The following is a 22,077-nucleotide window of genomic DNA, read 5'->3' as shown; positions in this document are numbered from 1 at the left end:
AAACGGCGCTAGTGCGCGACGAAACATTGCTTTCCCCAGTAAGCGTGCGCCGTCCCAAGGTCGGATGGACGACGACTTTTGATTCCCCGAATGAGGTGCCCAAGTACACCTGTGGGGGACTCTAACCACGATCAGTTGAATCGTGCAACTGATTGATCGAAACCTGAGTAAGCGTTGCCCGCGAAACGCAACGCCGCGCCTCTATGCGCAACGCATGCAAACCCTCCAGACACATGCCAGATACAAACCTTTGCTAGCGTGCCCATTGGGGTGAGGATGAGAAGGGTGCTGGAGTAGACGGAATCGATGAGTGCTGACGCGACGAGAGTTCGGGGAGCGGAAGCGGACCATCTGGCGACGGCGCCGGGTGCAGCGACGGGAGTGATGCGCGCCGCCGCGGGCGAGAATTGGCGCCGTCGTTACGCGCGCCGTCTGTGGATCAGCGACGTGGTCGTTCTCGTATGGGTCGTCTACGGCACACAGATTCTGTGGCTCGGTATCGAGCCGGTTGAGGTCTCCGGACTGGGACCGCTCTCGTACTGGCTCTTCTCCGCGGCCCTTGTGGCGGGATGGATCCTGGCGCTCGCGTGGGCGGACACCCGCAGCTATCGGGTGATCGGTGTCGGGAACGCCGAATATGTTCGGGTGGCAGACGCCAGCTTCCGATTGTTCGGATTGATCGCCATCATCTCCTTCCTCTTCCGCATCGACGTCGCCCGCGGTTTCCTCCTCATCTCCCTTCCCCTCGGCATCGTGATGCTGATCCTCGAGCGGTGGCTGTGGCGCCAGTGGCTGGCCGCCAAGCGGTCGATCGGCGAGTACTCGGCGCGAGTCTTGCTCGTGGGATCAGAATTGTCCGTCGGACAAATCGCGCGGGAACTCCAGCGTTCGCCAGCCGCCGGCTACCTAGTCGTGGGCGCGTGCGTTCCCACCGGGCGAATCGCCGGAACGCTCCACGGGACGGACATCCCGATCATGGGCAATGTGGCCGCTTTCGAGGAGGCGATCGCTGTTACGGCTGCCGACACGGTCGCAGTCACCAGCACCGATGACCTGCCGCCCTCCAAAGTGAAGCAGATCTCATGGAGCTTGGAAGCCGGCCGACAGCATCTGGTACTCGCGCCGAGCATCCTGGATATCGCCGGTCCTCGGATACACACGCGTCCTGTGGCCGGTCTTCCGCTGATCCACGTTGAGACCCCGAGGTTCTCGGCCGGTCAGCGCTTCACCAAGCGGTCATTCGACATCCTGGTTTCAGCGGTGCTGATCCTCCTTCTCTCTCCGATCCTGCTCACCGTGGCGGCGATCGTACGCCTGAGCAGTCCCGGACCCGTATTGTTTCGTCACGAGCGGATAGGTCTCAACGGCGCCCCCTTCCAGATCTACAAGTTCCGGTCGATGCGTGTCGGAGCGGATGCCGAACTGACTGCACTGCTCGAGACGCAGGGCACTTCGACCGAACCGCTGTTCAAGATCAAGCACGATCCGCGTATCACGCCGGTCGGTCGCTTCATCCGCAAGTACTCCCTCGATGAACTCCCGCAGCTGTTCAACGTCCTCGGCGGATCGATGAGCCTCGTGGGCCCGCGGCCCCAGGTCGCCGCCGAAGTCGCACTGTATACCGAGCCTGCGAGACGGAGGCTGCTCGCCCGACCCGGCATCACCGGGCTCTGGCAAGTCAGCGGGCGCTCTGCGCTGAGCTGGGACGAGGCCGTCAAGCTCGACCTCTATTACGTGGAAAACTGGTCCCTCCTTGGCGATCTCGCGATCCTCGTGAAAACGGCTCGCGTGGTGCTCACTCCCGGGGAAGGCGCTCACTGATGTCAACCCATGCTTCACTCGATGTCGTGATCGTGACCTACGCGAGTCGCGATCTCATCCGCGAGTGTCTGGGGAGCCTCTTCGCATCTCCGCCGCGAATTCCCATGAACGTGGTGGTGGTCGACAACGATTCCCCGGATGACACGGTCGAGGTCGTCACATCGGAGTTCCCCAGCGTGAACGTGGTCGCTCGTCCGACCAATGACGGGTTCGCCGTCGCCAACAACGTCGCGCTCCGGCAATCGGGTGCCGAGTATGTGCTCGTGCTCAACCCGGATACCCGCATCGAGCCTGGGACCCTCGACCACCTGATCGGTGAGATGGCGGCGGACAAGACGATCGGCGTGCTCGGCTGCCGCCTGCTCACTGCAGACGGCACCCTCGATCATGCATCGAAACGTTCCTTCCCGTCGCCCGTCACTGCCGCGAAGTACTTCCTCATGAAAGCGGCTGGACGCACCGGCTCCGACTACGTCCGACCCGACATTCCCGACGACGGGCGCGCCGACGTGGACGCGGTCAACGGCGCATTCATGCTGCTGCGCGGGGACGCGATGCGCGGCGTGGGCCTCTTGGACGAAAAGTACTGGATGTACGGAGAAGACCTCGACTGGTGCGCACGATTCCTCGCTGCGGGATGGCGAGTCGTCTACGACGGCAGGGTCGTCGCTCACCACCTCAAGGGCGGCAGCACCTCGGGCCGCCGGCCGCTCAAACTCAACTACCACTTCCACCGGAGCATGCTGCTGTTCTACCGCGACCATGTCAGCAGGGGCGTGGTGCTAGTCGACGTCGCGGTCGCCGCGGGGGTGTGGGCGAGGTTCGGCGCCAGTGCCCTCGCATCCGCGGTCCAACGACTCGTGCGCACAAGCGCAAGGCCAGCGACGTGACGCTCGTGTCGGTGGTTCTACCGACCCACAATCGCGCCGGCGTATTGGAGCGCTCGCTCAACAGCGTGCTGCACCAGACACACTACGAGCTCGAGTTGATAGTAATCGACGACGGCTCGGCTGACCACACACACGAAATCGTGCAACGCATCGCTTCGGTTGACTCGCGAGTGCGATACATCACGCAGCCCAACGCTGGAGCGCCTGCGGCCAGGAATCGAGGCGTGAGTGTCGCGCGGGGCGAGTATCTCGCTTTCCAGGACTCTGATGATGCATGGGAGCCCGAGTTCTTGGAGCGCCTTTTGCCATTCGTGGTCGGTCAAGGCGCAACCGTCGCTTTTGCGTCACATCGACTCGTAACATCGTCGAGGGCCGTTGTCGTCCCCGCCGCGCACCAATCATTCCCCAGAGCAACGTTACGTCGTCGGAACATCGCGTCAACGCAGACTGTCCTCATGCCGCGCGCGCTCGCGATTGACACACCTTTCGACGAAGGGCTCCAGCGGTTCCAGGACTGGGAGCTTTGGCTTCGAATGCTGCGCCGGGACGACATCCAGTTCGTCCATGTGCACGAGCCATTGGTCACTCTCTACCGCAGCGCGGACAGCATCTCCGGGGGTAGCGCTGCCAGTCGGGACAGGGCGCTTCACTACATCCTCTGCAAGCACCGCACCGTCCTGCAGACCGACCCAATTGCGATGGCCCGTCTGGCAGCACGGGCATACTTGCGTTCATTCTGGTGGCTGAAACGCGTCGTCGCGCGCGGTGGTGGCGATAATGGCACTTGACCACCGACGGCCTCTTCTCGTTCACCCGAGTTTATTGACGGCGTCGGTTGCCCTCGCCACACTCGGGTCTTTCGCGAGTTACAAACTTGCCGGTCGATTCGCGATCTCTAACGTTGCGCAGATACTGGCGATCGCACTTCTCGTGATCGCGGTGCGAAGGGCACTTCGACTCACCGATGCCTTCTTGCTCGTCGTGACCGCTGCGGGGGTCCTCGTTGGCGCCCTCACGACCAGCACTCTCTACGGAATCATTCCGCATCTCGAGTTCTCAGTCTTCTATCTGCTCGCCTTGACCTGGCTTTGCATGATGTGGCGCATATGCGCGGAAATGGACTGCGCCGATCGGGTGGAGGCCGCATTTCGGACTGCAATCCCGCTTTCGTTTGCATATCTCTTGATAGCCGCTGCGATATCGCTCATCCAGGGCGGGGATTATCGAGGCTTGGGGTTCGATGACAAGTCACACGCCGCTCTGTTCGCGTCCGCACTAGCATTCCTGAGCCTTCGATTCCTTCGCAGTCCGACTCGGCTCGTCTTGGCGCTCGGTTTCGTCCTTATCTCGATGATGACGCTTTCTCGACTGCCGGTCCTCATCGCTCCGTTCTTCCTGGTCGCGTTCATCTGCGAGTACCGGAAGGTTAGGCGCGAGGCGACAACGCCGCTGCAGGTCTATGGCGCCCACCTACTACTTTCGGCAGCCGTCGTCACCCCCGCGATCTTGATTACGCAGGTGGGAGATCTCTTCAGTTCACTGAACCGAGCCTTCACCGCGACCGGATCTGCGTCGCAGTCAACTGATGCGCATATCCTGCTTCTCGAATACGGCGCGCGCCTGAAAGTGGAGAATGTCGCAAACCTTGCGTTTGGAGTCACTCCTCGTGGCTTTGCGAGTGCCCTGGCCCAAAGCGACGTAGATATCTCAGAGTACTCCGTTATCGACCCTGGCGGCTACGCGAAGATCCTGTTGGGCGTTGCTCCGATGCACTCCAGCGTGGGAACCATCTTCGTTGAGTTTCCGATTTGGATCTTCGCATTATTTGTGGTCGGGATTGGTTGGAGTTTGATACGGCTCATTAGTCGACGCGACTGGGTCATGCTGAGCTTCCTGGTCGGCTACTTTCTCGCGACGACTCTGTATAGCAGCTTGACCGAACTCTATTTCTACGTCGCGATCACGGCGGTGATTCTTGTGTGTAGGCGACCGCTGACGATGGCGCGCATACCGGAGCATTCTCCGAGCGGGCTGAGCCAGGTGTACTGATGCGTCTTCTGATACTCGTGGAGGATTCGCGCGACAATGCTCTCGGACGAGCGTATGTGCTTTGGCTCCTCGCGGAGCATCTTCGGTGGACTGCGGCGATAGTTGCGTCGCGAGGGAGTGAGATCTGGCAACCGCTCGCTCACACTAGATTTGCCGATGCTTGCGTGACTATTTCTGACGAAGAATCGCCCACGCTGCTTGATATGGCACGATCATCAGACCTGATCGTGGCGGTCAAACCTCTCCCCAATTCATTCGGTAGGGGCCGCGCGCTTTCGCGGCGCTCGCTCCGTCCGCTTCTCTTAGATGTCGATGACCCAGACCTTGAGTCCAGGATGGCTTTCGGTCGGCCCGGTAAGGCCATCGCGAAGGCCGTCTTGAAACCGAACGTCTACTGGGGATCTCTCCGGCTTCGACGTGCCGCGCGAGGTTATCCGGTGTTGGTTAGCAACCCGTCTTTGCAGAGCTATTACGGAGGGCGGATCGTGCCCCACGCCCGCGCCGACGGAGGAGCCGGGGAATTCCACAAATCATCGACGCCGACCGTTGCGTTTGTCGGAACGAATCGCCCGCACAAGGGTTTGGGTTTACTCCGTGACGCTGCGGCGCACGTGGGATTGCCGCTGGTGATCACGGATGACCCACCTACGGACGTCCGAACGAACGAGCGATGGGTTGGACGGACGACCATGCAGGAGGGGCTTGACCTCGTTAGAAGGAGCGACTTGGTGGTTCTCCCGAGTATGCCGACTGATGCGTATTCATGGGCACAACTTCCCGCCAAGCTGATCGACGGTATGCTGTCCGCCCGGCCAGTGATCGCTTCCGACCTCCCCCCACTGAGCTGGGCTCTGGGCCCCGGTGCCCCGACATTTCCGCCGGGAGATCGCGAGTCCCTGATTGCGAGGCTAGAGACCTACCGCTCGCCGACGCTTAGGGCGGAGACAGGGCTCGCCGCGCGCGACAGAGCACTCAAGCTCTTCACCATCGAGAGTGTGGCTCCCGAGTTTGAGAGCGCTTGTCTCGATGCGGTGCACCAAACGCAGCCAGGCCTTTAGGTCTCGTGGATGCTGGACTCTGGGGGTTCGGACCTCCTCGCGCCGCCGACCGACGCCACCCAGGGGTTGGTCACGTCTCCGGTCAGCCTTCAGGGCGACGCTCAGAGGTAGCCATTGATCTGGCCGGCTTCGTCACCACGCCGGCCCGCTCAACGGCTCCTCCGCAAGAGGATTGCCGCCACCTGCTTAATGTCGCGCCGCACTGGTGGTGTCGCCGCCGCCAGCGCATAGACGAGCGCCACCCCAGCAAGACTGCCCGCTAGCTGCAGGAGCGGTGCGGAGGCCGTCAGGAGCCGCGCTGCGATGTAAGCGCCCGCTGCTGAAAGCATCGCAACCGAGGCGGGAGCGACCAATTCTCTTGCCAGCACACGAGTAGGTAGTTGTGTCGCTCTGCACGCCCAGATGTACGCCGTTGGCGCCGACAGCACTGCCGCCAAGAGATAGGCGCACGCGACGGCCAAGGTGCCATACGGGGCAGCTAAGAGAATCGCGGCGGCCTTGATGCCGAGCGACACGGCACTGTACGTGCTGAGAGATCGTCCCTTGCCCGTTGCCAGAAGGATCCAACTGGAAATCGAGGCCAATTGCTGGATCGATGCGGCGATAGCCAGAACGGCCACGAGCTGTATGGTGGGTCTCCAATCTTCGCCCAGAAAGACCAGCACGACAGGAGTCGACGCACCCGCCACCACAAGAGCTGCGGGAAATATGGTGTAGGCCAGCACCTTCTGACCGAGGCCAACTGCGCGAACGAATCCTGGGCTGTCTTCCACCCGCCGCGACAGCAGCGGAAGCGCGACAGAAGTCGCTGGCGCCTTCAACAGAGTCAGGGGCTGCACCGCTACTTGAAAAGCGCGCGAGTAGTAGCCGAGTTGCGTCGGTGAAACCCACAATCCGAGCGCAAATATGTCGATGTTGTTACCGATGTAGATCAACGACTGCGATCCCGCGATGTGCGCACCGAATGTAATTACGCTTCTTGCGCCCTCCACCCGGCGCGGGAGTCCCGGCACCGACCCGCTCAGGGCCACAAGAGCCGCCGTTGAGACCACCGCGGAGGCGATCGGTTGCAGGACCAATGCCCAGTAGCCGAAGCCGACAGCCGCCGAGAATATGGCGACGCATACCCCGACAACGGGCGCCACGCTATCCACTATCGCCATCGCCGAAAAGCGCATGCTTCGATTCAGATCGGCTCTGTATTGTGCGCCGACTCCGTTGAGGATGAACACGAGCGACAGCCAAGGCAGGACGGTTCCCACCTGAGGGCTATCGAACAGGCTAGAAATCCAGGGAGCAATGAGGATCGTAAGGAACGCCAGAACGATTGCGATTACACAATTCAGCCAGAAAAGTAGGTCACGGAGCGACTTCGAGAGATCAGGTGTCGTGGTCGCGGCGGTCGACAATCCCATATCTCTCAGAATCTCGCCGACACCCACAATCGCCAGTGGGACCGCCACAAAACCGAATTCCTCCGGCGTGAGGAGCCGCGACAGAATTACTATGCCAAGGAAGAGAGTGACTGCTTTTGAGCACTGTGCAAGAACGAGACTTCTCGCGCCGCGCGGCGCCCGGGGTCCACCAGTCATAAACTGAGTGCCGCTAGATTGATCTTCTCCGCAGGCTGCCACCCAATTTACTGGCGACACGACGACCCGCCACCTGTTGCATTTGGATCATGCGGCGCGCCGGGGTAAGCCGACGGAATTCGTGCTCGAGGAGTTCCGCGCTCGCAACGCGGTCCTCCGGATGATTAGCGACGACGACTTGCACAGCCTCTGCGATATTTGACTCCGCATGGCGCGCGAGACTGTCCGCGAGTCGATGATCATCGCCCCCGCCCGTCGAGCCGATCCTCTCCGCCGACTCGACTGCCCTATCGAGGTGGCGAAGAGAAACACCCGTGGGGTACGGAATGTCCCAGGAGTTAGCGTACTGCTCCACCTTCTTTAGCAAGAGTCCTACACGAGGAACCGCGAAGGCGGTAGCGATGATGAATCCGTGCAGGGATGTGCCCGCCCAGAATCCAGAACGAGCGATCTCCGAGGCTTTGTCCAGCGCGGTCCGCGCGGTCGAGACATCTATTCGATCTCCGCCGCCGCGCCTGCGAAACTCGTCGGCGACGTTAGCCAACAGTTCGGTCGAGTCGTGCCCGGGTGCCTCCCCGGCCGAGAAGAGCCGAATCCGGAACCGGGAAAGAGCAAACGAGGTCCGCAATGCGTCGGCGAACCGGGTGATGCCAATCTGGCGGATGCGCGCCGCCTTTGCCTGAACAATTGCTATGTCAGGTGAAGGATTCTGTCGGAGGTCAGCAGTCAAGCGGAGGGTTTGGACAAGGTCGGGACTGACCGCGTGGGTGATCGACAAACTCCGCAAGAGTTCGGCAGACGCGCGATCCCGCACGGATAGGAAGCTTGCTTCTCGAAGCGACGCGATCGCCTCCAGCCGACGTGCACCATGCAGTGTAGCGACGCCCGAGATTCCTACTGAGTTGACGATAGCAGGGACCCGAGCGGTCGCGACGTGCCGCGTCGGTCGCGGGAGGTACGGAGAAGCCGAACTCGTAATCATACCGAGACTCGACGGCTCCAGGGAACCGCCGCTCATGCGGAGCGCATCTCCCACAGACGTCGCGCCAGCCTCTCCGCCGACTGTCCATACAAATCTGATCTCTGAACGGGCGAAAACCGCAGAGTACGCCTCCACGGCGTCGCCACCGACAGCGCTGGTGTCACCGGATGACGGGGCGCAAGCCACCGACTCGATGCCGCCTAGGTAGTGACGAGTTTGCTCAAGGAAGAGTATGTCTCCGAAATTGTCCCGTTCATATGCACCCACCAACACGCCCGCCACCATGGCGATCATGCTAGCCAAATCGCACCGTCGATGTCGGCTCAGCGCAGAGACCAGCCCTGGCTCCGCTGGGCCCATCCAGTTCGCCCAACAACCCGAGGTCCACAACTGGTGGCGTGGCCCAGATCGATGCCTCACCTGACTTACGTGGGATCAGTTGGCCTTCACACCGCTTCACGCGTTTCAGCACGCCACCGAGTGGCGGGTGCAGATGCCGTAAGGCGGATGGCCTTGAATCAACCAGCCGGCCGGTCGGGGACATCGCGATTACCTGACACTTCGTAGCGCTGCCCCCCAGCGCGAAGAGCAGCGCTGATTGCGGTCACGCGCCTGTTGGCGAAGATTGGCCGGATATAGACAAGCGCATGAATGCCTAGTCGACGCCTCATGGTAGTCAGCCAATGGCGCCATGCCGACCACGCCGCGTCACACCTCGTCTGATAGGAAAGATGCTGTTGCCTTCCCGCTCGAACGGAGAATCATGCGCCTGTCTGTCATCGGCTGCGGATACCTCGGCGCCGTCCACGCCGCGGCAATGGCGTCCATCGGGCACGATGTCGTCGGCATCGACGTCGACCCGCGCAAGATCGAGTCGCTCTCCCGCGGCGAGGCGCCGTTTTATGAGCCCGAGCTGCAGGAGCTGCTCGCGGCCGGGATCGAGTCCGGACGCCTGAGGTTCACGACCGACGTGGCCGCGGCATCCGGATCATCCGTGCACTTCATCGGGGTCGGCACCCCGCAGCAGAAGGACGGCTACGCCGCCGACCTCACCTACGTCAACGCGGCGGTGGACGCATTGCTCCCGTACCTGCGACCGGGCGACATCGTCGCCGGCAAGTCGACCGTGCCCGTCGGCACGGCGGCAGAGCTCGCGCCGCGCATCGAGGCGACCGGCGCGACGCTCGTGTGGAACCCTGAATTCCTGCGCGAGGGCTGGGCTGTACAGGACACCATCGACCCCGACCGCCTCGTCGTAGGCGTGCCCGGCGGAGACGCGGGAACGGAGGCGGCCGACCTGCTGCGCGAGGTGTACCACCCCGCGGTCGCGAAGGGCACGCCGTTCATCGTCACGGACTGGGCGACGGCCGAGCTCGTGAAGGTCGCGGCCAACGCGTTCCTCGCGACCAAGATCTCGTTCATCAACGCGATGGCCGAGATCGCCGAGGTCACCGGCGCCGACGTCACGCAACTCGCCGACGCCATCGGACACGACGTCCGCATCGGCCGCCGGTTCCTGGGCGCCGGCATCGGGTTCGGCGGCGGATGCCTCCCCAAAGACATCCGGGCATTCTCGGCGCGCGCCGAGGAGCTCGGTCGCGGCGAGTCGGTCGCATTCCTGCGCGAAGTCGACGCGATCAACCTCCGCCGCCGGGAGCGAGCAGTCGATCTGGTGATCGATGCGCTCGGAGGCTCCGTGTTCAAGAAGAACGTCACAGTGCTGGGAGCGGCCTTCAAGCCCTACAGCGACGACATCCGCGACTCCCCCGCCCTCGACGTGGCGGTGCGTCTGCACGGCCTGGGCGCCTGGGTCACGATCACCGACCCGGCGGCAATCGAGAACGCTCAGCGACTGCACCCGCAGCTCAACTACGTCGCCGACCGCGACGAAGCCCTCCGCGCGGCCGACGCCATCGTGCTCGTCACCGAGTGGGACGAGTACCGTCGCGAGCTGACTCCCGAGCACGCGTCGACCCTCACCACGGGCCGGGTGGTCGTCGATGGACGGAACGGATGGGATGCCGCAGCCTGGCGCGCGGCCGGCTGGAGCTACTACGGCATGGGGAGGCCGTGACAGCTCGCGCCCGGTGAATGGTTGGGTGTCTGTCCGATACGAGCTGAGCTGGACGGCGCCGTGCGACGCGGCTGTCGTGACGCCGGTCAGTGGCCTGGAATGAACCCGTCTGTGAACGGCCGACCGAGCTGGATCGTCTGGTCCGGGTCTATCACCCGCATGACCGCGGTCTGATATGGGTTCGCGTTCACGCCGAGCGCCGCTTCCCAGTACCAATCTCGGTAGCTCACCCGGTACTCCGGCACCGTCCAGGCCCGCTCCAGCTCCCGCGTGAGCAGGCCCTGCGCCTTGCCTCCGATGGACTGCTCATGCGCCACTTGCGCATCCATCGACGCGGAGATGATCAGCCGTCGCGGCCCGTCGCTCACCCGCTCCTCGACGATCCGCGGTTCCGGCACGTGAGCGGCGCGGACGATGGTCTCGGAGTGGCACGAGTCCACGATGATCGTGGCGGTGAGATCGGCCCTCGCGGCGGTCCAGAACGGCACCCACCAGTCGTCGATGAGGGGAACGTCCGACAGCGCGAAGAGTTCGTCCAGCCCGTCGGTCTCTTCGGTGTCGGAGGTGGGCACCTGGAAGCCGTGCCCGACGAGCACGATCACCAGTGCGTTGCAGCCGCAGGGCGGGTCCCGCCGCGCGTGCTTCTCGAGTTCGGCCGTGACGCTTTCGAAGGTGGTCTCTTCGGGGCACTCGAGGCGTGAGATGACCGCGGCGGGCGCCTCGTCGGTGATCATCGTCGTGAACGAGTCGAGGTCGTTGCCGACGCCGTCCAAGGTCGAGAACACGTAGTCGGAATCGAGCAACGGCTCCGTCGCCGTCACCCAGGTGCCGAGTTCGCCCGACCATCTCACTGGAGCAGGCGCCGCCACGCCGATCAGCACGGCGTGCACCTCGTTCACCGGTCCCCCTCCTCCCCCGCGGGTTCCTCAGGCTCGCCGGTCTGGGTCGTCGCGGGCGGATCCGAAACAGCCTGCTGCACAGTCAAGGCCGTCAAGCCCAGCACGACGAGCATCACGCCGATCACGAACGCCGCGATGGTGCCGCGCACCTTGCTCAGGGCCTTCGCGAGCCTCTCCACATCGGCGATGCTCATGCCGATTCCCCCGGCACCTCGCGTTCCGCCCTCCGCCAGGCTGAGCTTCGCCCTCTGCCTGCCCCTCGCCTCGAGAAGGGCCATCCAGACGCCGGCGAGGATCGCGATGACGCCCACCGCGAGCGCGATCGTGCTGGCGGCCGCGACGACGCGCTCAGTGATATCGACGTCGTCCGCAGCAACGCCTCCCATCGGGAGGATCCATAGAAGCATCCATGCGGCGAGACCCGCGAACAGGAACGCCAATCCCCGGAACACGGCGCCCGTGCGCCTGGCGAAGTCGGCGTCGTACTCACCGACCGCGACCTCGGCCGGCGCTTCGGCGTTGTTGCCGCTGCCACCCCCACCTCCGGTCGCCGCCGGCGTCTGCGCCGCGGCCGAGATGACGGTGATCGGCATCGCGGGCGAGCGCACTTCATCCGTCCCGTCGCCGACGGTGGCGTAGATGTCGTCCGCCGGCTGGCTGGCGAACGAGACGTTGCCGGACCACTCCTTCGCCGAGCCGTTCTTCATGCGGAAGGTGGCGGGTATCTTGACGGCACCTGCCTTGAGTGTGGGCTCGGCGATGTCGACGTTCGAGCGGACGGTGAAGAGAACCGGGGCCTTCGCCCTCACCGCAGACAGCGGATCCGGCGCCGTGACGGGCTGCTTCGGCGGCACCACCGCCGTGAGCACCAGCTGCGACGGATTGGTGACGTCCTTCCCCGGCAGTGACGGAGCGGGGACGGATGCCGCATCCGCCGCGGATGCCGGAGCAGCGGCCGGTTCGGGGGTTGCGGCTGAAGCGGCCCCCGACGCCGGGCCATCCGCGGTTGCCGCGCCGCCCGCGTCCGCAGTTCGACCCGACACAGGCTGTTCTGTCGCGGCGGGGTCGCTCGGCTCGGCCGGTGGTCCGGCTGCGGCCGAGGCCGAGGCGTCTGCGACGGCTTCACGGGGCACCGGCGGGTCGGAGCGACCCCCGACGCCGGCCGGCGGTTCCGAGTCGGCCGCGGCTGCGGCATCCATCCGCCCTCCGTCTGCCGGTCGGTCGCCCGCGTCCGCCGAATCGTCGTCTTCCGGCTCGTTGATCTGCGCGTCGTCCACGATCTCGCCCCCACACGGTCGAATCCAGGCGCGACGAACTGGCGCGCCTTCGCGATGACCCCCGACGATTGCCAGTACCCCCGCAATCGATGCCCGGATGCTAGCGCTCCCGACGACGGCGTACAAGGGACCCGCGCGCGCGGGAAAGTTTCGGTCGGCGCTCCGATGTCGGAACCCCGCGGCATCATTGGAACATCGAAGAGATCGGGCGACCGAGAGCTTCGATCGACCGGTTCATCGAGTGCCCGCGATGTTCCAGGTGGTGGTCCTTGTCAGGACGCTGTGCCGCGCGCTGCCGTGCGGCGGAAAGGGCACGAACGTGGGCGACGCAGAACGCGACGAGGTCGAGGCGCAGCGCGCCGGCGTCCTCGCTGACGAGCTGCGACGGATCCAGGCTGAAGAGGCCGCGTTGCACGCCCGCCGCGCTCGCGTGCTGGCTGATGCCTACGCGCTGACCGAGGCGCAGAAGGCGCGAATCGCCTCGACCGCGTCGAAGGAGCGCGACATGCCGTTGCGCTCGATGTCGGCGGAGCTGGGGATGGCCGTCCGTATGAACGACCGCACCATGCAGTCGCACATGTGGGATGCCTACGTCCTGACCACGTCGTTCCAAGCGACGCTGGCTGCCCTCGACGCGGGTCGCATCACGCGAGCGCATGCCACCGCGATCGTCGATGCAGGCACGGGGATCGACGAACCTTCCGCTCGGGCGCCGTTCGAGCAGACGGTGCTCGAGTTCGCCGAATCCACCACGTCGGCTCGCACGCGCGCCTACGCGAGGCAGCAGGCTGACATCTTCAACCCCCGCACGATGCAGGAGCGCCACGATCTGGCCGCCCAGGGCCGGCGCATCTGGGTCACCGACCTCGACGACGGCATGTCGCTGCTCTCCCAGCTCCTTCCGACCGTCATCGCCCACGGAATCCTCGACCGCACCACGCAGCAGGCGAAGCTGATCAAGAAGACCGATGCGATCCGCCGGCGCGAGGTCGCTGCCCGCCTGCGCAGCGGAACCATCGCACCGGGCGGTGTAGGCGACGGCACCGGCAGCGGCAACGGCCTCGACGGCGAGTGCGTGGGCATTGACAGCCGCGTCGGCACCGATGCCGGCGGCTCCGGCGACCATGGCGACCTCTGGTTCGATGAGCGCACTCTGGACCAGATCCGAGCCGACCTCGTTGCCGACATGCTCCTCACCGGTTCACCGCTCATCGACCCCTCTCGCGACACCGCACCCGGCGGACTGGGCGCGATCCGGGCGAACGTGCAGATCACTGTGCCGGTCACCACGCTCACCGGGGTCACCTCCGGCGGTGCCGAACTGGATGGCATCGCACCCGTCGACGACCTCACGGCGAAACGTCTCGCCGGTGACGCCCCGGGATGGGACCGCGTCCTGACCGATCCGGTCACCGGCATTGTGCTCGCGGTCGACCGGTATCAGGTGACTCCCGCGCAGAAGAGATTCCTCAACGCGCGCGACCGCCATTGCCGAACACCCGGTTGCCGACGGCCGGCTCGGTTGTGCGACCACGACCATACGCTCGACTACGCCTTGGGCGGGCAGACCGAGGTCTGCAACCTGGCCTGCTTCTGCAAGCGGCACCACACGCTGAAACATGCGACCGACTGGACCGTTCGCCAATTGGCAGGCGGCAGCCTCGAGTTCACCAGTCCATCGGGCCGCAGTTACCGGGACGACCCGACGCCGCGCGTCGTGTTCCTTCCGAGCGACGACGGCGCAGCGCCCTTCTGAGCCGGCGGAGCGCGCCCGCTACGGTGGAGCCACGCAACCGACTCCCGTCTCGCCACGGAGGACACGACATGACTCAGCGCCCGCTCGGCGTCACCCTCGTCGCCATCATCGCCTGGATCTCGGGCTTCCTGCAGATCCTCGGCTCGATCTTCGTGATCATCGCCGGTCTGTTCATCACCTGGCCCGCCATCCTCGGCTGGATCAGCCTGATCATCGGCGCGATCACGCTCGGTGTGGGCGTCGGACTGTGGCGCGGCAACTCCACAGCCCGCACGATCGCGATGATCGTCTTCGTCGTCACGATCGTGCTGCAGGTGCTCGGCGTCTTCAACGGCGCGAGCCTCTGGTCGGTGATCGGCGGGTCGCTGCTCTCGATCATCGGATTGATCCTGCTCAACACCCGCGACGCGCGCGCCTTCTTCGGGCACTGAGCACCGAGCAACTTCGCTACGCCGTCGCCGTGCGAGGTCCTCGTCAGGCGCCCCGTGCTGCGGGTCTCAGGGCGGAACTCCGTCCCTGGGGAGGTGCGCCACGGGGCGCGGCATCCGTCAATCCGGAAGCTTGCGGCGCTCGAGCAAGAGCACGAGCGCCAGCCCGATGGACGCACCCAGCACGTTCGCGACGATATCGCGCAAGCTCGGAGTGCGCTCGGTGAGGAACAGCGCCTGGCACGACTCGATGACGAGGGTCGTGGCCAGCGCGATCGGCAAGACCAGTCCGCGGTGCAGAGGAAGCGCCAGCGCGAGCAGGATCCCCAGCGGCACGAACAGCACGATGTTCGCAGTCATCTCGATGACGTCGTACGTGAGCCACGGCACCGCCCGCGAGATGGTCCGCAGCAGCCCGGCGGCACCGCGATCGACGGGAGTCGGCCAGAACGCGATCAGCGCCAGGGCCATGCCATAGACGAGCAGCAGACGGATGCCGCGCCCTTGCGCGAGAGGCCACGCCTTGGTTGCGACGGCGGCGGTCGACGAGTTCGCCGGCGCGAGGACGGGCGCATCAGTCACGGCGGCTCCCCTCGCTCGGGCGCCGCGACGATGCCGCGCAGTGCGGCGAGTCTACCGAGTCGGGGGGCGGTCGGTGGGGTTCACGACGGATGCCGCCATCCGCGTGCGACGGCGGCGCCACCGGCGGACGGGTGGCGGCCGCGAACATCGGTGAAGGCTTCGAGACCGACGATCCCGGCGAAAGGCCTCTCACCATCCCTCGCCGACGACGCCGCCTGCCTCGAGCCGTCATGACCTCTCGCGATCACCTCACTGAGAACAAACCGGTGACGATCGCGAGCGATCGTGGGACGAACGCACAGAGCAGCACGCCGGTGGACCGAACGATCGGGGTGAGGAGAAGCCGGGCGGCCTCGGTCCGGACCGATCGATCTCACGCGACAGCACGCGGTCGCCGCCGCCCACGCTTGCGAGCTGTCGACTTCGAACGCGAAGACGACGAACAAGCACGGGAGCCTTGATCGCGCGACGCCCGGACGATGACGCCGCCGGCTGCCGTCGCTAGGGTGGGCGCGTGACCGAGACCACCACCCTGCGACTAGGCGAGGCGGTCGAGCTCGGCTACGCCTGGGTGCAGCGAGCGGCAACGGGACGCGGCATCCGTGTGCTGTTCATCAAAGGTCCGGCGCTGCACCGTCAGGGGCTCCGCGACGAACGCGTGTCGGCCGATATCGACGTGCTCGTCGACCCCGCGAGGTTCGCGGAACTCTGCGACGCCGTCGCGGAGGGCGGCTGGCGCGAACGCCCGGGCAACTTCCTCAGCGCGCGCACGACGCTGCATTCTCGCACCTACGTCCGCGACGGCTGGCCCTGCGACCTCGACGTGCATAGCCACTTCCCCGGTTTCCTCGCCGACACGGCGACCGTCTTCGACGCCCTCTGGGCGCGCCGCGAGCACATGCCTTTCGCGCACCACGATTGCGACGTGCCTGACCGCATCGGGGCGATGCTGATCCTCGCACTGCACTCCCTGCGCAGTGCGCGCACCCAGCGCCGTCACGCCGACGAGCTCGAGCAGCTCCTGCGCGTCGAGCTCACAGACGAAGAGAGAGCGGATGCCGCGTCCCTCGCCCTCACGACCGGCAGCGCCGCCACTCTCGAAGCCGTGCTGCCGCGCCTGGGCATCGAGCTGGAACCACCGGCCGGTGAACTGCAGTCGGAGGCCCTACGCGAGTGGCGTCTGCGCGTCGCGGCAGGTGCGCACGGCGCGTACTTCTGGTTGCTCGCATTCCGTCGCGCGCCGTGGAAGGAACGGCCTGCCATCGTCTGGCGGGCCTGGTGGCCCACCCGCCGCGATCTGCTGGTCGCCCGCCCTCTTACCGTCGACACTGTGCGCGGCCGCACCGGTGCCCGGCTGGCGCGATGGAGCAGTGGCGTCCGGTTTGCTCCTGCGGCGATGCGCGCGCTCTGGGCGCACGGTCGGCCGGTGCGCTCGAGCGCATCCAGACGGCGAGGCGTCGACATCTGACCTGTTTTTGATTCTCGCTCGCACGGGCACCGCGCCGTTACGCTGGGATCAGGCGGAACGCCGAGACGGGGGCGTCGAACCGTCGTATCACGAGGATTCCGGGGGGGATTCCATGAACGAGTCGTTAGGTGCGTCGGACGGTCGGATGGATCGGCGGCAGCTACTGAAGGCCGGCGTCTGGGCCGCACCGGCACTCGTCGTCGCAACTGCGGTGCCCGCGGCAGCGGCTTCCGTCTCGAGCGCAACGGTATTCAGCAACGGGAGCATCAGAGCAGATTCTTTCGACGCGGCGCCGTTCGTCGAGAGCGCGGCGGGCGCTTTCGACCCGACTCAGGACTCGGTCCAGCTCATCGTGTCTTCGGCGGCGGGCCTGCTGCCGATCGATCCTCCGCTGACGACGGGTTGGAGCGTCCTCAGCTCGACCGCGACGCAGCTCATCATCTCCCACGCCCTCAACGGGCAGTACGCGAACACGGGCTACGTAGCGCTGACGCTGCTGGCGCCGGCAGCACCGGGAGAGTTCTCCGTGGATGCCGGCGTGCCGACGGCCGACCCCCTGACGAAGGTCGGTTCCCGATGGTCTGGAACGGCTGACTCCGCCGTTCGATCAGCCCTCGGCTTTCGAGGAGCACGAGAAACGCGTGGACATCCGCAGCGACGACCCCGACTGCGACTCCGGCCGACGCGGCCACCCGCTCCGTCACCTCGGCTTCGGTTGCGGGCGGTGTCAGGGCTTCCCAGATGAGGGCGGCCGACCCCTCCAGCGCACGAGGATGAGCTGCGGCATCCGCCATCGTCCACGCCACGACCCGACCCTCACCTCCGGTCCACGCGACATCTTCCCGCACGGCCCATCGCGAGACGAAGTGACGCAGAACGCCGCACCCAACGAGTTCGTCGGCGACGGCGGCGACGGCGGCGCGGGCATCCTTCCCATCCGGCTCTCCGTGAGCGGCGACGGCCGCATGCACCAGGCGTTCGAGAGAGATTCCGTCAGCCGCACGCCACAGCGCCGGAGCGATCCCCGCAAGGATGCGAAGCATCCCGGGGTCGTCGCTGTCGCCCCGATGAATCAGCGCGATCCGTTCGGGATCCTCCAGCAAGAGGGCGTCGACGAAGGGCGTGCGCGCGAGGCCTTCTCCGACCGAAGACGAGACAGACCGGGGAGACACCGTCGCCACCGTCACCGGCCGGGGCTCGGCGACGGCGAAGGCAGGAACCAGATCGGCCAGATCTGACGCCTCACGGTAGACCACGCGGCGCACGCCGCCCACCGCAGCGGCGTGCGCGGCGATCGTCCGCAGCGGCGCGGCCATCTCGGCGAGATGGCTCGACTGGGCCACCAGCTCGTCGAGCGCGTCGCCCAGCTCCATGTCCTCCACGATCGCGCCGTCGACGTCCTCCCGGCGATCCAGCAGCACGATGCCGGCAAGCCGCAGCGGAGCGTTCGGGAGCTCCTGCAACCCGAGTCTCGACGGTGAGCGCTGCGCTTTCACGGCCTCGCCCGGCTCGAGGATCGACAGCGGCTTGCGATAGGGGTGCACGCGCCCCTGTCCATCGATGGCGACGGTCTCATCCGACACGTACCCGAACGCCTCGCCGAGCACCCTGGCCGCGGTCGTCTTGCCACGCCCGCTCGGACCCACCAGCGCGACGACGCGACCGTCCGGAAGAGCGAGCCCCGCTGCGTGGAGCATCCACATCCGCCCGCGTTGCGCCTCGATCGCCGCGAGGGTCACGCGCTGCGACAGCCAAGCGAGGAGATGACGGATGCCGCCACCCGGGCGGGTGACCACGTCGACGTTGAACGCGCTCGACTCACCGGCATCCGCTCGAGCATCGCGCCACGCCTCTTCGACGGCCGCCCGCGAGAAGCCGTCGAGATCGTCGCACACGATGTGCACCTCCGCCCCGAGGGCCGAGATCCGCAGGCCGGCTGACACACCGGGTAGTGTACGGGGAACGGGGGAGGCCGCCCATGGAATTGCGGGACTATCTGCGCATCCTGCGAGCGCAGTGGCTCGCGGTCGTCCTGCTCACCCTCTTCGGGGCCGCTGCCGCGTGGGGGTGGACCGCCTTGCAGCCCCGGATCTACACGGCCGAGGCGAGCGGCATCGTGACCGCGACCAACGCCGGCTCCGACACCGGATCATCGCTCGTGGGCGATCAGCTGTCCCGCAGCAAGGTGACGTCGTACGTCGAGATCGGCTCGTGGCGCGCTGTCGCCGAGTGCGCGATCGACGAGCTCGGCCTGACGACGACGCCGGAGTCGCTCGTCACCCGCGTCGAGGTCGCGAACCCGGTCGACACCGTGATCGTCCGGGTCACCGCGACAGCCCCGAGCCCGGAGGAGGCCCGCGACCTGGCCCAGTCATGGATCGGCTGCATGGTGGAGCAGATCGACGCCGTCGAGGGCACCGGAGAGGCGGGCACGGCAGCCGTCACGCTCGTCACGGGCGACTCCGCGCGGCTGCCCACCTCGCCCTCGTCGCCCAACGTGCGCCTCGCGCTCGCTCTCGGAGCGCTCATCGGCCTCGCCCTCGGGATCGGCTACGCGGTGGTGCGGCACGTGCTCGACCGCCGGCTTCGCGATCCCCGCGACATCGAGCGCGAAACCGGGGTGCCCGTCGCCGGCACGCTCCCCGTCGACAAAGGCCTGGCAACCCAGCGGGGTATCGCGGACTTCGACAGCCAGCACTCGGCATCCGCGCCGCTGGCCGAGGCCATGCGGGAGCTGCGAACCAACCTGCAGTTCATGGACGTCGACAATCCGCCGCGAGCGATCGTGGTCACGAGCCCCCTGCCGGGCGACGGCAAGTCCACGACCGCCGCCAACCTCGCCGTGAGCCTCGCCGCCGCCGGCCGGCATGTCGTGCTCCTGGACGCCGACCTGCGGCGGCCGATGGTCGCCTCGGTCTTCGGCCTGCCGGAGGGCGCCGGGCTCACCGACGTGCTCGCCGGGCGGGCCGAGCTCACCGAGGTCGTCCACAACGTCGGCGCGAGCCGCCATCTCGCCGTGATCGCCGCCGGCAGGGTGCCGCCCAACCCGAGCGAGGTGCTCGGGTCGAATCGCATGCAGGCGCTGCTGCGCACCCTCACAGAGCACGCCCTCGTCATCATCGACTCGCCGCCCCTGCTTCCGGTGACCGATGCCGCCGTGCTCACCACCGCGGCCGACGGCGCGCTCGTCGTGGTGAGCGCCGGCAAGACGACGTACGACATGCTCCAGAAGGCGCTCGCGAACCTCGACAAGGCGAACGCCCGCGCGCTCGGCATCGTGCTGAATCGAGTTCCGCGCACGAGCGGCGCCTACTACGGCTACCAGTATCAGGGCGACTATTCCGCGGCCGACGCGAAGTGACTTCGCGGCGAACGCTCGGACCGGCCCCGTAGGGTGGTCGGGTGACCGACTCGCCGCTCCCCCGCTCCGCGCGTCTCGGAGGCATCGTCTTCGCCGCCGTGCTCGGGGCGATCCTGCTGATCACGGTCATCGGCGCCGCGTGGATCGGCGTCCGCGGCATCCTCGCCTACCTCCACCTGAGCGACGCGCAGCAGACCGCGTCGGAAGTACGGGACAGTCTCTCCGACCCTGCCGCCGCGAGCGAGGCGATCGCGGCCCTCGCCGCGGACACGGGCGCCGCCCGCGCCCTCACCTCAGACCCCGTATGGGAGCTGGCAGAAGGGCTGCCGTGGGTCGGCCCGCAGCTGGCTGCGGTTTCGACGGTCGCGGCATCCCTCGACGACGTGACGACGACGTCCCTCGGCCCGCTCGCCGACGTCGCCGCCTCATTCCAGGTCGAGGCGCTCCGCCCGCAGGGCGGTCGTCTCGACCTCGCGCCTCTTCAGCAGGTCAGCGGCGCCGCGCAGACCGCCGCCGACGGCGTGGGTGCGGCCGCGGCCTCCGTCTCCGCCATCGATCGCGCTGCATTGGTCGCACCGGTGCGCCAGGCGGTCGACGAAGTGGACGGACTGCTCGTCGAAGCCGAGGTCGCGACGGATGCGCTCTCGCGCGCGACGCGGCTCATTCCCTCGATGCTCGGCGCCGACGGACCGCGCGATTACCTCGTGCTGTTCCAGAACAACGCGGAGTGGCGATCGCTCGGCGGCATCCCGGGGGCGATGGCCCTCATTCACACGGACGGCGGCGCGATGAGCCTCGCCGCGCAGGAATCCTCGAGCGACTACCCCCGCTACGACGACGCCGTGCTGCCGCTCGACGAGGAGATCCTCGAGATCTACGGCGACCGGCCCGGCCGCTGGATCCAGAACGTGACCCAAGCGCCCGACTTCGCGGTGAGCGCTGCGCTCGCCCGCGAGATGTGGGCACGAGAGCACGGCGGGCAGCAGGTCGACGGCGTGATCGCGCTCGACCCCGTCGCGCTGTCCTACCTCCTCGAGGCCACTGGGCCGGTGACGCTCCCCGCCGGCGATGTGCTCACGCCCGAGTCCGCCGTGCCGTTGCTGCTCAACGACGTCTACGCGCGCTTCCCGCGCCCGGCCGACCAGGACGACTTCTTCGCGGAGGCCGCCGCCGCGGTGTTCGCGAGGCTGTCGGGCGGCGAGGTCGACCCGACCGCGCTGGTCGCCGCGCTCACCCGCGCCGGCGACGAGAACCGGCTCCTGCTGTGGAGCGGTCACGAGAACGAGCAGAGCCTGCTGGCCGACACGACCCTCGCGGGCGGCCTGCCCGCATCGGACGACGAGACCGCACGCTTCGGTGTCTACGTCAACGACGGCACCGGCTCGAAGATGGACTATTACCAGAACCTCGAAACGACGCTCGGGTGGAGCGACTGCGTGCTCGACACCTCTGGACAGGCGACCGGAGATGCCGTGCTCACCGCCACGATCGGCAACACCGCGCCCGCTGATGCCGCGAAGCTGCCCGCCTACATCACGGGTGGAGGCGGCTCCGGCGTGCCCGCCGGGATCACCCGCACCGTCGGCTACCTGTACCTGCCGGAGGGCTTCGAACTGGTCGAGGCGACCATGTCGGACGGCTCGGGATTCGGCGGTGGCATCCACGACGACCGCCGGGTGCTGAGCTTCTCGGTCGACCTGATCCCGGGCCAGACGGCGACCGCGACGGTGACCGCGCGCCCGACAGGCACGGCCGGCGCCACCCTCGAAGCCGTCGTGACCCCGACCCTGACCGCGCCCACGTCGGTTGCCGCCGTCTGCGGGGATTCGTAGACTGCTCT

The 22,077-nt window shown here is 66.6% G+C and carries 16 protein-coding genes; 10 read left to right on the top strand and 6 right to left on the bottom strand.

Annotation, left to right across the window (positions count from 1 at the left end):
• Positions 1-306 precede the first annotated feature (306 nt).
• From IM767_RS12105 to IM767_RS12090, 4 genes are read left to right on the top strand one after another with little or no spacing between them, the layout of a single operon-like run.
• The gene (locus IM767_RS12105; protein ID WP_422613777.1) at positions 307-1,821 is read left to right on the top strand and encodes a sugar transferase; all 1,515 of its coding nucleotides are present in this window, start codon (positions 307-309) and stop codon (positions 1,819-1,821) included.
• On the top strand, positions 1,821-2,711 hold the full coding sequence (locus IM767_RS12100) for a glycosyltransferase family 2 protein (RefSeq protein WP_109210445.1): 891 nt from the start codon (positions 1,821-1,823) through the stop codon (positions 2,709-2,711). Before IM767_RS12105 ends, IM767_RS12100 begins: the two co-directional genes overlap by 1 nt.
• The gene (locus IM767_RS12095) at positions 2,708-3,499 is read left to right on the top strand and encodes a glycosyltransferase (protein WP_162564280.1); all 792 of its coding nucleotides are present in this window, start codon (positions 2,708-2,710) and stop codon (positions 3,497-3,499) included. The genes IM767_RS12100 and IM767_RS12095 overlap by 4 nt, the downstream gene beginning before the upstream one ends.
• Positions 3,489-4,760: a hypothetical protein gene (locus IM767_RS12090; protein ID WP_162564281.1), complete on the top strand. Its 1,272-nt coding sequence runs from the start codon at positions 3,489-3,491 to the stop codon at positions 4,758-4,760. Before IM767_RS12095 ends, IM767_RS12090 begins: the two co-directional genes overlap by 11 nt.
• Positions 4,761-5,967: 1,207 nt before the next feature.
• Here IM767_RS12090 and IM767_RS12080 read toward each other — a convergent pair.
• Entirely contained in the window at positions 5,968-7,410 is a 1,443-nt protein-coding gene (locus IM767_RS12080; protein WP_109210449.1) for a lipopolysaccharide biosynthesis protein, read from the bottom strand.
• Positions 7,411-7,423: 13 nt separating this feature from the next.
• Entirely contained in the window at positions 7,424-8,677 is a 1,254-nt protein-coding gene (locus IM767_RS12075) for a polysaccharide pyruvyl transferase family protein (protein WP_162564284.1), read from the bottom strand.
• Between the two features lie 478 nt (positions 8,678-9,155).
• Between IM767_RS12075 and IM767_RS12070 the strand changes: the two genes are divergently transcribed.
• Complete coding sequence (locus IM767_RS12070; RefSeq protein WP_109210451.1) at positions 9,156-10,466, top strand: UDP-glucose dehydrogenase family protein; 1,311 nt, start codon at positions 9,156-9,158, stop codon at positions 10,464-10,466.
• An 86-nt stretch (positions 10,467-10,552) separates the two neighbouring features.
• On the opposite strand, the gene IM767_RS12065 is transcribed toward IM767_RS12070, so the two are convergent.
• Together IM767_RS12065 and IM767_RS12060 are read right to left on the bottom strand one after the other, a co-directional pair.
• Positions 10,553-11,365: a caspase family protein gene (locus IM767_RS12065; RefSeq protein WP_109210452.1), complete on the bottom strand. Its 813-nt coding sequence runs from the start codon at positions 11,363-11,365 to the stop codon at positions 10,553-10,555.
• Complete coding sequence (locus IM767_RS12060) at positions 11,362-12,642, bottom strand: hypothetical protein (protein WP_109210453.1); 1,281 nt, start codon at positions 12,640-12,642, stop codon at positions 11,362-11,364. The genes IM767_RS12065 and IM767_RS12060 overlap by 4 nt, the downstream gene beginning before the upstream one ends.
• A gap of 409 nt (positions 12,643-13,051) precedes the next feature.
• Between IM767_RS12060 and IM767_RS12050 the strand changes: the two genes are divergently transcribed.
• Together IM767_RS12050 and IM767_RS12045 are read left to right on the top strand one after the other, a co-directional pair.
• Positions 13,052-14,398, top strand: a complete 1,347-nt coding sequence (locus IM767_RS12050) for an HNH endonuclease signature motif containing protein (protein WP_162564286.1) — start codon at positions 13,052-13,054, stop codon at positions 14,396-14,398.
• 68 nt (positions 14,399-14,466) lie between these two features.
• Positions 14,467-14,829, top strand: coding sequence for a hypothetical protein (locus IM767_RS12045; protein ID WP_109210455.1), 363 nt, complete (start codon positions 14,467-14,469; stop codon positions 14,827-14,829).
• A 117-nt stretch (positions 14,830-14,946) separates the two neighbouring features.
• Here IM767_RS12045 and IM767_RS12040 read toward each other — a convergent pair whose 3' ends face one another.
• The gene (locus IM767_RS12040; protein WP_109210456.1) at positions 14,947-15,408 is read right to left on the bottom strand and encodes a VanZ family protein; all 462 of its coding nucleotides are present in this window, start codon (positions 15,406-15,408) and stop codon (positions 14,947-14,949) included.
• 514 nt (positions 15,409-15,922) lie between these two features.
• Between IM767_RS12040 and IM767_RS12035 the strand changes: the two genes are divergently transcribed.
• Entirely contained in the window at positions 15,923-16,876 is a 954-nt protein-coding gene (locus tag IM767_RS12035; protein WP_109210457.1) for a nucleotidyltransferase family protein, read from the top strand.
• 452 nt (positions 16,877-17,328) lie between these two features.
• On the opposite strand, the gene IM767_RS21165 is transcribed toward IM767_RS12035, so the two are convergent.
• On the bottom strand, positions 17,329-18,819 hold the full coding sequence (locus IM767_RS21165) for a PqqD family peptide modification chaperone (protein WP_109210458.1): 1,491 nt from the start codon (positions 18,817-18,819) through the stop codon (positions 17,329-17,331).
• A 35-nt stretch (positions 18,820-18,854) separates the two neighbouring features.
• Between IM767_RS21165 and IM767_RS12025 the strand changes: the two genes are divergently transcribed.
• Both IM767_RS12025 and IM767_RS12020 read left to right on the top strand, forming a co-directional pair.
• On the top strand, positions 18,855-20,237 hold the full coding sequence (locus IM767_RS12025; RefSeq protein WP_109210459.1) for a tyrosine-protein kinase domain-containing protein: 1,383 nt from the start codon (positions 18,855-18,857) through the stop codon (positions 20,235-20,237).
• Positions 20,238-20,278: 41 nt separating this feature from the next.
• Positions 20,279-22,069, top strand: coding sequence for a DUF4012 domain-containing protein (locus tag IM767_RS12020; protein ID WP_239453292.1), 1,791 nt, complete (start codon positions 20,279-20,281; stop codon positions 22,067-22,069).
• Positions 22,070-22,077: the final 8 nt, after the last annotated feature.

This window comes from Microbacterium ureisolvens, assembly GCF_015278315.1.
Lineage (GTDB): Bacteria > Actinomycetota > Actinomycetes > Actinomycetales > Microbacteriaceae > Microbacterium > Microbacterium ureisolvens.
This window is presented reverse-complemented; position numbering and strand designations above follow the sequence as displayed.